Origin of the sequence: Bacteroides sp. D55t1_190419_B8 (assembly GCF_015558905.1) — a bacterium.
In the GTDB taxonomy this organism is placed as follows: Bacteria; Bacteroidota; Bacteroidia; order Bacteroidales; family Bacteroidaceae; genus Bacteroides; species Bacteroides vicugnae.
Map to the genome: position 1 here is coordinate 132,135 of NZ_JADMOU010000010.1, position 12,738 is coordinate 144,872.

Annotated in this window: 10 protein-coding genes; 7 read left to right on the forward strand and 3 right to left on the reverse strand. The window is 43.9% G+C overall.

Annotated elements, in window-relative coordinates; translation table 11 throughout:
- Positions 1–15 precede the first annotated feature (15 nt).
- The 3 genes from I2I13_RS11335 to I2I13_RS11345 are packed head-to-tail and all read left to right on the forward strand — an operon-like array spanning position 16 to position 5,000.
- On the forward strand, positions 16–2,205 hold the full coding sequence (locus I2I13_RS11335) for a zinc-dependent metalloprotease (RefSeq protein ID WP_195649543.1): 2,190 nt from the start codon (positions 16–18) through the stop codon (positions 2,203–2,205).
- Entirely contained in the window at positions 2,202–4,409 is a 2,208-nt protein-coding gene (locus tag I2I13_RS11340; protein ID WP_195649544.1) for a S46 family peptidase, read from the forward strand. Before I2I13_RS11335 ends, I2I13_RS11340 begins: the two co-directional genes overlap by 4 nt.
- 21 nt (positions 4,410–4,430) lie before the next feature.
- Entirely contained in the window at positions 4,431–5,000 is a 570-nt protein-coding gene (locus I2I13_RS11345; protein WP_004321502.1) for a PepSY-associated TM helix domain-containing protein, read from the forward strand.
- 73 nt (positions 5,001–5,073) lie between these two features.
- Here the strand turns inward: I2I13_RS11345 and I2I13_RS11350 are convergent, their stop codons facing one another.
- The 3 genes from I2I13_RS11350 to I2I13_RS11360 form a co-directional block, all read right to left on the reverse strand.
- Positions 5,074–5,286 (reverse strand): hypothetical protein, encoded by a 213-nt coding sequence (locus I2I13_RS11350; protein ID WP_117934125.1) that lies wholly within the window; start codon positions 5,284–5,286, stop codon positions 5,074–5,076.
- Between the two features lie 128 nt (positions 5,287–5,414).
- Positions 5,415–6,281, reverse strand: a complete 867-nt coding sequence (locus I2I13_RS11355) for a hypothetical protein (protein ID WP_148364703.1) — start codon at positions 6,279–6,281, stop codon at positions 5,415–5,417.
- Positions 6,282–7,173: 892 nt separating this feature from the next.
- A complete protein-coding gene (locus I2I13_RS11360; RefSeq protein WP_195649545.1) occupies positions 7,174–8,190 on the reverse strand; it encodes an energy transducer TonB in 1,017 nt (338 codons plus the stop codon).
- A 120-nt stretch (positions 8,191–8,310) separates the two neighbouring features.
- On the opposite strand from I2I13_RS11360, the gene pheS reads away from it, so the two are divergent.
- From pheS to pgk, 4 genes are all read left to right on the forward strand, one after another.
- A complete protein-coding gene (gene pheS, locus I2I13_RS11365; protein ID WP_148364701.1) occupies positions 8,311–9,330 on the forward strand; it encodes a phenylalanine--tRNA ligase subunit alpha in 1,020 nt (339 codons plus the stop codon).
- 154 nt (positions 9,331–9,484) lie between these two features.
- Entirely contained in the window at positions 9,485–10,684 is a 1,200-nt protein-coding gene (locus I2I13_RS11370; RefSeq protein WP_148364700.1) for an MFS transporter, read from the forward strand.
- Positions 10,681–11,358 (forward strand): endonuclease III, encoded by a 678-nt coding sequence (gene nth / locus I2I13_RS11375; protein WP_004300865.1) that lies wholly within the window; start codon positions 10,681–10,683, stop codon positions 11,356–11,358. Before I2I13_RS11370 ends, nth begins: the two co-directional genes overlap by 4 nt.
- Positions 11,359–11,451: 93 nt before the next feature.
- Positions 11,452–12,711 (forward strand): phosphoglycerate kinase, encoded by a 1,260-nt coding sequence (pgk, locus tag I2I13_RS11380; protein ID WP_148364699.1) that lies wholly within the window; start codon positions 11,452–11,454, stop codon positions 12,709–12,711.
- Positions 12,712–12,738 lie beyond the last annotated feature (27 nt).

Consider the following 12,738-nt stretch of genomic DNA (forward strand, 5'->3'; position numbering starts at 1 on the left):
TAATTTACACCAATCATGATGAGAATTGCCAATAACAAACTTCGGTTGCTACTCCTGCTGCTCTTTCCCACCCTCCTTTGGGGTAACTCTGCCCCCATGTTTCACATCCGGCAAAACGCCAAAGGATGTTTGGTAGAAATACCCAAACGATTGATAAACCGGGATTTCCTGTTAGCAGCCCGTGTGATGACCGTCAGTTCTCCCAATAATAAAGTCAAACTTTATGCAGGCCAGCGACTTTATGATCCGGTATGGATACGTTTCAAATATGACAAAGAACAGTTATATCTGTTACGTCCCGACTCCAAAAACTTATGTGAGGACACAACTCATCTTTCATATCCGGCTTATGCGCGCAATGCCATCACTCCCATAGCGGAATCCTGGAAAATAGAACAGGAGACAGACAGCTCGATTGTTGTAAACTGGAGCAAATTTCTTAGTGAGCCCATAGAAAGTGTAGACCCTTTTGGAGGGAAAACGTCACCAGGACGTTCCCTGCCCCAACTCAATAAAATACTTCAGGTAGACGTCCACGAAAAGAACCTGGAAGTCAGCGTACAGTATGGTTTTGAAGGAACCACCCAGCCTTTCCTCACTACGATACGGAAATCGCTGTTACTACTGCCTGAGCAACCCATGCAACCACGTATACACGATGCCCGGGTAGGATATGACAATATCCCTAAACGGAAATTCGACTTCGATACTTCCTCAATCGCAGCGGAAAACTACATCACCCGCTTCCGGATTGTCCCCTCTCCTAAAGATGTACGCAGTTATTTGCAAGGCAAACAAGTGAAGCCTCAACAACCCATCGTTTTTTATATAGACGATGCCTTCCCTCCTCTTTGGAAAAAAGCCATACGCAAAGGAATACTGGATTGGAACAAAGCATTCGAAGAGATTGGTTTTAAAGAAGTTATGCAAGCAAAGACATACGCCGAAGCCGGACCGGAGTTCGATCCGAACGATATACGTTTCAACTGTTTCCGATATGTAGTCAGCGATTTCCCGAACGCAATGGGGAAACACTGGGTAGACCCGCGTTCAGGAGAAATTCTGCAAGCAGATGTGTTGTTTCACAGTAATGTCATAGCCCTGCTACGCAAATGGTATTTCCTGCAAACATCAGCCTACCATCCTGCGGCACGCACGAAAACACTACCGGATGACATAACGGCACAATTAATCCGTTACGCCGCCGCCCATGAGATAGGCCACTGCCTCGGACTGGAACATAATTTCAAAGCCTCGTATGCCTATAATACAGAAGACCTGCGCCGTCCGGAATTTACAGAACGTTACGGCACCACCCCGTCCATCATGGATTATGCCCGGTTCAATTATGTCGCCCAACCGGGAGACGGCGTCCGTTACGTATTACCTCCCCTGTTGGGAGTGTACGACCGATACGCCATCCGTATCGGATACGCCTATCTCTCCCGCGAGAACACCCGAACTGTAGCCGGATGGATAGATGAAAAACAAAACGACCCCATGTATCATTGCGGACGCATAGCACCGAGCACCATCCCCACTGATCCTACCGTTCAAACCTCCGATCTCGGCAACGACCCTGTCGCATCGGCAACCTACGGAATCCGCAACCTTCAACAAATATTGACGCAATTGCCGGAATGGAACAAAAAACGTCTGACAGATAACCCGTTTGAGGAGATGCCCGCCACCTATACCGATTTGCAGCAAGCCTATTTCGACCATCTGGAACGTGTGATTCCTTTTATTGGTTTCTCCGATGAAGTATCCGGAAAAGCTGTCGAATTTCTTTGGAAAGAACTGCTTGGCGGATACGACTTCCTACGGACGGATGCCGTATGCAAATATGCCGGCAACCCAACCGAAGCCATCATAAAAGCACAAAAGACAATTATTGAAAAGATGTTTGGCAGAATCATTGCCGAACGAATCTCTTCGAACGAAACACCAGCAGGATTTACCTACGCCCATTATCTGGAAGTCTCTGCCAACTATCTTTTTACGGACAAGACACCGGACATATTCACACGACATTTGCAGGAAAGCTATCTCCAGACCTTGCAATCATTGCTAACAGAAGCACGTACCTCCTCTTTCAGTGTACTCTTCTCCCCGACGGTCAGCGAGCATCTTACCCGCATCCGCGAACAGTTAACAACTAATCCTTCTACCTGGAATAATTATTTAAAAAACAAAATACAATGAAGCTAACTACCATTATTTCCGCCTTCTACCTCCTCTGCCTGTTGTGCATACAACCCGTGCATGCCGATGGAGGCTTCTGGCTACCTACTCAAATACAAGGAAAAGTACATCAGGCAATGAAAAAACAGGGATTGCGTCTTAGTGAAAAAGACATTTACGACATCAACCAGTCGTGCTTGTCGAATGCTATCCTTTCATTAAGTTATGACAACAGTACATTTTCTCCCTCTGCCAGTGCCTCTTTCATCTCCGGTGAAGGACTGGTATTGACCAACTTCCACTGTGTCGCACGTTATCTCGAACATATCTCCGATGCAAACCACGATTACGTGAAGCATGGCTGCTGGGCTACCCAACGCAGCGAAGAGACTTATCTTCCGAATTTACAGGTCAATCAATTAATCACTATCAAAGACGTAACGACGGAAATCACACAAGATACCGGGAATCTTACCGATCAGGCACTTACCCAAAAGATCAACGAGAACGGGAATAAAATTGTCAAATCCCAAGCCAAAGGTCGCGGTGTAGAAGGAAAAATCTACTCCTTATTTGGTGGCAGACAATACATCCTAGCTGTCTTCCGCAGCTTCAAGGATGTGCGTATCGTAGCCGCTCCCCCCATCTCGATAGGGAAATTCGGAGGCGACACAGACAACTGGCAATGGCCCCGTTACTCCGCCGATTTCGCCATCTTGCGCGTTTATGCCAACGATAAAAACCAACCGGCAGCCTACAACAAGCAGAACCGCCCCTATCAACCCGACGCTCATTTGTCTATCTCTACCAAAGGAGTGAAACCCGATGATTTTGTGATGGTTGCCGGATATCCTGCACAAACAAGGCAATATGTCCCTTCGTTCGCCCTTGAGAAAATTGTATTCAAAGACACGCAAGCAGAAGCAGATATTGCCAAAATCAAGCTCGACTTCTACACACAACGTAAAGAAACGGCTGCCGACTCGCTTTATTCCTACTATAACATTAAGGCCGGAAGCGCTGCTAATGTCTATCTAAAATCAATTGGTGAGATCAGTGGTGTGAAAGAATCCGGCATCATTGCCCGGAAACAGCAGGAGGAACAGGCGATGACAGAATGGATTCTGTCTGATGACACCCGTACGCAACGCTACGGGGCAACATTGCTCGATGATATGAAAGCAAACTACGAACGTCTTACCCAACTGAACTTCACAGACCAGATGTTTCGCGAAGTCGCACTTTACGGTACCAACGTCATCCCTTTTGCCGGAAAATTTGAAAAACTGGTGCAAATGGAACAAAGAAAAGGCAAAAATGTAAAGACTGCCATGAAAGGAGAAATCCGCAAACTGAAACCGCTTACCGTAGCATTCTATCGTGATTTCAGACCTGAAGACGACAAATATATCATGAAAAAGATGTTGGCTTATTATCTGGATCACGTAGATTCTATTTTCTACTCCACAGCATTGAAAAAGGTAGAAAAGCATTACCCTCAACATCTTTCTGCCTATATAGACAGCCTGTACGATCATTCCCCCTTGCGTAATCAGGAAAGTATGCTCGCACTTCTGGACAGTGTACCGACACAAGGAACAGCTGCACTGTCACAAGATGGGCTGTATCAGTTGTCACTCGGTTTCTATCTGGTGTATGTAGAAAAAATAAACCGTTTGAAACAAGCGTATCAGAATAAAAACATGAAACTCTACTCCTTGTATCTGCAAGCATACGCTGAAAAGAACAAGGGGACACAAATTGCATTTGACGCTAACCGCACCCTGCGTTATTCTACGGGAAAAGTAAAGGCAGCCGTTCCCAGCGAAGGAGTCATCTATACTCCATTTACAACTGTTGACGGAATGCTCAGCCGTCATCGCCTTTATGCCGGAAACAAGGACTTCAATCTGCCGGCACGTTTCGTCAAACTCATCGAACAACGCCAACCCAGTAACTACTTTAACCAGAAAGTGACACCCACCTGTTGTTTCCTGACAGATGCACATACCACTTCGGGTAGTTCGGGCAGTCCGGTATTGAATGCCAAAGGAGAAGTGGTGGGTATCAACTTCGACCGTATCTGGCAGGGACTTAGTTCCGATTACGAAACTGCAGGCAATGAGAAAAGCCGTAACATCGCAGTAGATATCCGCTATGTATTATGGACTTTGGAGCAATACTCACATTCCCAATACATATTAAACGAATTGGACATTCACTAACTTAGTAAATTCTATATAAAAATGTTATCTCCCAAAACACTAAAATACTTACGTTTAACGCACCGTTATGTATCTTTCATTTGTGCAGGCATCCTGTTTGTCTATCTCCTTTCCGGCTTCCTGCTCAACCACCGGAAAGAATTTACATTCATGAATCAGAAAAAGGAACGCACAGTGGACTATATATTCCAGCTCCCTGCCAATAAAGACGATTTTACAGAAGCCGATGCACGAAAGATTATCTCCGATCTCTCATGCAATCCCGACCTGTATAACCGTTTCAGCCTCAGTAAAAACAAACTGACCATCTTTGGCAAAGAGCAATTGGTAATCAAGTTGGATGCAACCAGCCAGCAGGCATTTATCAAAGAAATGCATCGTCCCGCTTTCCTAACCGCATTGAATAAGTTACATCGCAATCCGGGTTCTTTATGGACAATAACCTCCGATGCATTCCTCTTACTCATGTTTATTTTGCTCATCACCGGGTTACTGATTGTTCCCGGGAAAAAGGGATTGTGGGGCATTGGCGGAATTCTAACGATAATAGGAATTTTAATACCTATATTGATTTACTGGATGATAGTATAATTTCTTATTTTTATTTATCCGTATGCATCTTTCTGTACTATCTTTCCGTATCGCAGAAAACAAAAAAGGACCTTTATTCAAGGTCCTTTTTAATCACTTCGTCCATTTCTTTTATACGTTTCTCACGGTCTTTAATGGGACCGTCTTTCTTGTCATTCTTAAATGCGTCATCGGCACGGTCGGCAACCTCGCCACTCCATTCCTCAAACTGGTTCTTAGCCGGACGACCATTCGGTTCGATATTTTCTTCGGCTATCGAATCATGCCTGTTAATCATATCATCCATAATTTCTCGTTTTAAAAGTTTATGGCTATAAGACAATACAAACGAAGAAAAGTTTTCTATTTTAATGATTTTTGAAGAAATCAGTCATGTTATTATACTATCAAAGAAACACTCCAGCCCAATCTGTGTCATTCATCCAGATACCTATATAAATTACAGTTACCGGCAACGTCCAGCACATTCAGCTCTTTCAAGCGTTTTTCCACTTTCTTTTGTGAAACCAGCCCGAAATTCCGTAACATATCACGCAATTTCCTAAACCCATATTGAGAAGTGATTTGTAGCAGTTCCCGGAGCGTTTTTATATCAGCTTCAGAAATGATCCGCTGCGACCGAATATCAAATTTCAATTCTGTGATAGGAGTATCGAGCAAAGCCTTTGCCGCTTTTATATCTTCGGGAATAAAAATTTCCGGATTCGTCTCTTCTGCTTCCCTCATGAGCATATCATTATCAAAGCCATTCTGGCGGGATTTCATTTCATACGCCCTTATTGTTGCTCTAAGGCGGATATTTTCTTCCTTATAAGTCCTAAGGAATCCCGCTTGAGATTTTATTTCCTGTACAAGTCCCTCAAATACTTTCTGCGCTTGACGATATTTCATGTGTTTCCGGACACTAAAATCCTTGATGTTTCCTTGCAAGACGGTATAGAGAAACAGTTGCCGTCTTTCATCATTTCTTATCATTCCGGCAAGCTCTTTTATTATTAACCGAATCAATGGGGTCAACTCTTTCAGCGATTGAAGCAGAAAAAGTTCCTCTTCATTTTCCTTCATCTTCTCATCCATCCGGCGTTTGTGTTCTTCTTCGGAAAGACTGAACCGGATATTTCGTTCAAGACAATCCGTCAGACTGTTTTCATCAAGCATCAGATAATCACCGATTTCTGAATAAATAATCTCCTGTCTTTTACACCAAGTAATAATACGTCTGGTAGATACCTGATACTTGGTTGCTGCTTCTTCAATACCAATCCATTGTTTTGTTGTCATACCTCGTTTTGTTTTTAGATGTATACGTCGCAACCAAATATAAAAAAGGTGCGAACGATACATATATTTCCCAACAGCGGTACTAGCAAAACCGACAGATGAAAATACAGTATGCCCGCACCAAAACTTATATATCGATAAGGATATAAGCTTGGCACGGACATTTGATTTATCATCTGTTTGAAAATTGCTAGTTTCCTGTTAGATAAATTAAATGTCCTATAAATACAAGTCCGGCTGTCAAAGGTCCGGTCCTTGATTGCAAATATACTTCTTTTTTCTGAAAAGAAAGATAATAAATGACAAGCTTTTTAGTTACAATGGAATTTTATATAAGATAAATAAGTAAACAACTACATGGGGGAATAGTTTCATCGGCGAGAAACTAAAGTTCCATCAGTGTGAAACTATAGTTTCACCTAAGAGAAACTAATAGTTCCAAGCAGGAGAAACTACAGTTTCAAGGCGATGAAACTGTAGTTTCGCACCGCAAAACCAATAGTTTCAAGGCTTGAAACTATCGGTTACAAGGCAGATCCCGCCCCGTATGTACAGGGGTAATAAATAAAATAGCTTATCTGCCTGTGGTTAATACTATTCAGGCAATGAAACTTCATCTGTGATTTTTACTTGATTTGGGTATGCATCTCTACCATACCGCCTTTGCAGTGCGTTTATCTCTTCTTTGCTTTGCAGTGACAGCATTATTGCCGTCACAGTGCTGTCACCATGCTGCTGTCACGCCATTAACTTTTCATAATCAAACAGTTAAGTTACAATCTGTGACAGATGACAGCAAATTTATTTTTTTTATTTATTGGAGAGAGTATAAGTTCAACTTATAAATGCAATATCTCTTTTTTTATTAATCGGACTTTGGATGCAAAGTTGCTTATTTATTCCGATAGAGTTGCGGACGGAAAGGAACATAAAGAGTGTAATTACTATCCGCCGGCTTTCCTCCCACCAATGCAGGTGACCATTTCGGCATCCCTTTGACAATGCGGAGAGCCTCCTCTGCAAATTCCGGATGAGTGGAACGTAGAATATGAGGACGAAGGATAACCCCTTCCTTATCAATAGTAAACTCACATAAAGCATAACCCGAAACATTCTTCTCCAAAAGCCCTGACGGATAAACCATTTCACTGGCAATATATTCTTCCGGAGTCATCGCAGAGAAATGAGCAGGTTCCTCCACCTGTCTTCCGGAAAGTGTCTTTGAACGGGGACCCACCGGATAAATTCCGATATACATCGGCCGCTTATAAGCATCCGGCTCTTCCTTGGTACGCTGTTGCAATGCTTTTAATAAAGCAGCAGCCTCCACTGCCAACGTCTGTTCCGAAATATTTTCCCCCCGGGATAACATATAAGCCGACTGACAAACCAACACGAGACGTTCCATCAACGTTCCCTTTTCCGGCGACCATTTACGTCCCATCTGCTCTTTACCTTTGGCATTCGTAGAAGAGAAAAAATAAACAATTCCATCCAAACCAGCCGTAGAACCGTCCAAATCCTGTACCTGCTCTGTCACCAAACGAAAGATAGCCCCTAAAGACTGATATAGGGAAGCACTAATGACAACCGATTTAGTATCCACCGTCACCGTTCCCTTCTCCGCCTGCCAATAAGTACGCGATAATGTGTTCGAAACCAGCGTATAACGTCCGTTCCTCTTCTCTACCGACATTGCATACTCCGGCGAAAAGGAAGGGATAGCTGCAAAACGCGCATAAGGCTGTTTCTGGAAGCCTGTATTAAGTAAAGAAAACACACTACGATAATATTCGCCTAACTCGCCTGTATAAGTGGAAAAAGGCTTCACCGGCTCCAAATAGTCAATTTGGGCCGCAAGGCGAAAAGAAAAGGTTAAAAGCAGAAGACAGAAAACAATCTTTTTCATAAGTTGCCGGATTTTCGGTACATATCGGCAACAAAGATACAAATTATTTCGATGGTTCGTGATAAAATTATATCTTTGCACGGTTTTTACTAAGAAACTGAATAACAATACATCAAAAATATGATAGCTAAGATTGAACAACTTCTGAAAGAGGTGGAAGCCTTACACGCCTCCAATGCCGAAGAACTCGAAGCTCTCCGCATCAAATACCTAAGTAAGAAGGGAGCCATTAACGACTTAATGGCAGATTTCCGTAACGTAGCTGCCGAACAGAAAAAAGAAGTCGGCATGAGACTGAATGAACTGAAAACAAAAGCGCAGGACAAAATCAACGCGCTGAAAGAAATGTTTGAAAGTCAGGACAACGATTGTGACGGACTGGATTTGACACGTTCGGCTTATCCTGTGGAACTCGGCACACGCCACCCGCTCACCATTGTAAAGAACGAAATCATTGATATCTTTGCCCGTCTGGGATTCAGCATTGCCGAAGGTCCGGAAATTGAAGATGACTGGCACGTGTTCTCGGCACTGAACTTTGCCGAAGACCATCCGGCACGCGATATGCAGGATACTTTCTTTATCGAAGCCCACCCGGACGTAGTATTGCGTACACATACTTCTTCTGTACAGACCCGTGTGATGGAAACGTCACAGCCTCCTATCCGCATCATCTGTCCGGGACGTGTATATCGTAACGAAGCTATCAGCTATCGCGCACACTGTTTCTTCCATCAGGTAGAAGCACTGTATGTAGATAAAAACGTATCATTCACCGACTTGAAGCAGGTGTTGCTGCTCTTCGCCAAAGAAATGTTCGGTGCTGATACAAAAATTCGTCTGCGTCCGTCTTACTTCCCGTTTACCGAACCAAGTGCGGAAATGGATATCAGCTGTAACATCTGCGGTGGCAAAGGATGTCCGTTCTGTAAACACACCGGCTGGGTAGAAATCCTCGGTTGCGGTATGGTAGACCCGAACGTACTTGAATCAAACGGAATAGACAGCAAAATATACAGCGGTTATGCTCTCGGTATGGGTATCGAGCGTATCACAAACCTGAAATATCAGGTGAAAGACCTCCGTATGTTCTCTGAAAACGATACGCGCTTCCTAAAAGAATTCGAGAGCGCTTACTAAATTAGATTTCACCACAGAGGACGCAGAGGACACAGAGTTCTTATTTCAGCCGTATCAACTACGGCTCGTTTTTCATAGAAAGTCATTAGAAAGAAAAAACTCCGTGAGACTCTGCGTCCTCTGCGTCCTCTGTGGTGAAACAAATACATTCATTATGGCAAAGGATAGACTCATTACTCCCAGTTATTGTTTCATCTTGGCAGCCAACTTCCTGCTATACTTCGGTTTCTGGTTGCTGATTCCTGTTTTGCCGTTCTATTTATCCGAATTCTTTCAGGCTGGAAATTCCACTATCGGCATTGTCCTCTCCTGCTACACGGTGGCAGCCCTCTGTATCCGTCCGTTTTCCGGCTATCTGCTCGACACGTTTGCCCGGAAACCTCTTTATCTGTTTGCTTACTTCATCTTCATGATGATGTTCGGCGGATATTTAATTGCCGGTTCCCTTACCTTATTTATTATCTTCCGAATCATTCACGGAGTCTCTTTCGGAATGGTCACAGTAGGCGGAAACACGGTAGTGATAGACATTATGCCCTCTTCCCGGCGAGGGGAAGGCTTAGGTTATTACGGGCTTACCAACAACACAGCCATGTCCATCGGACCGATGTTCGGACTGTTTCTGCATGATGCGGGAGTTTCTTTTGCTACGATATTCTGTTATGCATTCGGTTCCTGCATTTTAGGTTTTCTATGTGCAAGTCTGGTAAAAACGCCCTACAAGCCTCCTGTGAAACGGGAGCCGATCTCGCTCGACCGCTTTATCCTGATGAAAGGACTGCCTGCCGGACTTAGTCTGCTGTTACTTTCCATCCCTTACGGAATGACCACTAACTATGTCGCCATGTACGCCCGCCAAATAGGATTGAACACACAAACCGGGTTCTTCTTTACCTTTATGGCAGTCGGTATGGCCATCTCCCGCATCTTTTCAGGAAAACTGGTGGATCGCGGAAAAATAACGCAAGTAATAGCTGCCGGATTATACCTGGTTGTTTTCAGTTTCTTCCTGCTTTCAGCCTGTGTATACCTGATTCAATGGAATGATACCGTCTGTACCCTGCTGTTTTTTGGCATCGCATTATTAATGGGTGTCGGGTTTGGCATTATGTTTCCGGCATTTAACACGCTGTTTGTCAACCTCGCCCCTAACAGCCAGCGGGGAACAGCGACTTCTACCTACCTCACTTCCTGGGATGTAGGAATCGGCATCGGTATGCTGACCGGAGGATATATCGCAGAAATAAGTACATTTGATAAGGCCTATCTTTTCGGAGCCTGCCTGACGGTAGTTTCCGCCCTCTATTTCAGACTAAAAGTGACGCCTCATTACCATAAAAACAAGCTACGATGAGAAAGAAAGAACGTTATGAGAAAGTAATCGCCTGGTTTCAGGACAACATACCTGTAGCCGAAACCGAACTGCATTACAACAATCCGTATGAGTTGCTGATCGCTGTTATTCTTTCTGCACAATGCACGGACAAACGGGTGAATATCATCACTCCTCCTTTGTATAAAGATTTTCCGACTCCGGAAGCACTGGCTGCCACTACGCCGGAAGTGATTTTCGAATACATACGAAGCGTGTCTTATCCCAACAACAAAGCCAAACATCTGGTCGGCATGGCAAAGATGCTGGTAAATGACTTCAATAGCGAGGTGCCGGATAATCTGGAAGATCTGATAAAGTTGCCCGGTGTAGGAAGAAAGACTGCCAATGTGATTCAGTCGGTTGTATTCAAAAAAGCGGCAATGGCGGTAGATACACACGTGTTCCGTGTCAGCCACCGCATCGGACTGGTCCCGGACAGTTGCACCACCCCGTTCAGCGTGGAAAAAGAACTGGTGAAGAATATTCCGGAAAAGCTCATACCGATTGCCCATCACTGGCTCATCCTGCACGGCCGTTACGTTTGTCAGGCACGTACTCCCAAATGTGACACCTGTGGTTTGCAAATGATGTGCAAATATTTCTGTAACACCTATAAAGTTACAAAAGAGGAACCAAAAGCCAAGAATAAATAACGATTTAATAGCAAGGAACCGAAATAAATAGTAACTTTGCAGTCGTTCTAAAAGAAGAATTTTAAAAACACTTTTAAATAAAAATAGAGTATTATGCAGACAATTGACAAATTCAATTTTGCCGGTAAAAAGGCATTTGTTCGCGTGGACTTCAATGTACCCCTGGACGAAAACTTCAACATTACAGATGACACTCGTATGCGTGCAGCTCTTCCTACTTTGAAGAAGATTCTGGCAGACGGCGGAAGCATCATCATTGGCTCTCACCTGGGCCGTCCGAAAGGCGTTGCCGATAAGTTCTCTTTAAAACATATCATCAAGCATCTGTCTGAACTGCTGGGCGTTGAGGTTCAGTTCGCTAACGACTGCATGGGCGAAGAAGCTGCTGTAAAAGCTGCTGCTCTGCAACCGGGAGAAGTGCTGTTGCTCGAAAACCTTCGTTTCTACGCTGAAGAAGAAGGCAAACCAAGAGGTTTGGCAGAAGATGCAACTGACGAAGAAAAAGCTGCTGCTAAGAAAGCTGTAAAAGAAAGCCAGAAAGAATTTACCAAGAAATTGGCTTCTTACGCTGACTGCTACGTAAACGACGCATTCGGTACTGCCCACCGTGCACACGCTTCTACAGCATTGATCGCTAAATATTTCGACGTAAACAACAAGATGTTCGGTTACTTGATGGAGAAAGAAGTGAAAGCTGTTGATAAAGTATTGAACGACATCCAACGTCCGTTCACTGCTATCATGGGTGGTTCTAAAGTTTCTTCTAAGATCGAAATCATCGAAAACCTGTTGAGCAAGGTGGACAACCTGATCATCGCCGGTGGTATGACTTATACATTTACTAAAGCAATGGGGGGTAAAATCGGTATCTCTATCTGTGAGGACGACAAACTTGACCTGGCTTTGGATTTGATAAAGAAAGCTAAAGAAAAAGGTGTAAACCTGGTATTGGCTGTTGACGCTAAGATTGCTGACGCATTCTCTAACGATGCAAATACTAAATTCTGTGCTGTTGACGAAATTCCTGACGGATGGGAAGGTCTTGACATCGGTCCTAAGACTGAAGAAATCTTCGCTAACGTGATCAAAGAATCTAAGACTATTCTTTGGAACGGTCCTACAGGCGTATTCGAATTTGATAACTTCACTCACGGTTCACGTGCAGTAGGTGAAGCAATCGTTGAAGCAACTAAGAAAGGCGCATTCTCACTCGTAGGTGGTGGCGACTCTGTAGCTTGCGTTAACAAGTTCGGTTTGGCTAACGGTGTGTCTTATGTTTCAACTGGTGGTGGCGCATTGCTCGAAGCAATCGAAGGAAAAGTTCTTCCGGGTATCGCTGCTATTCAAGAATAAGATTATTGTTAATTTCACACAAAAATG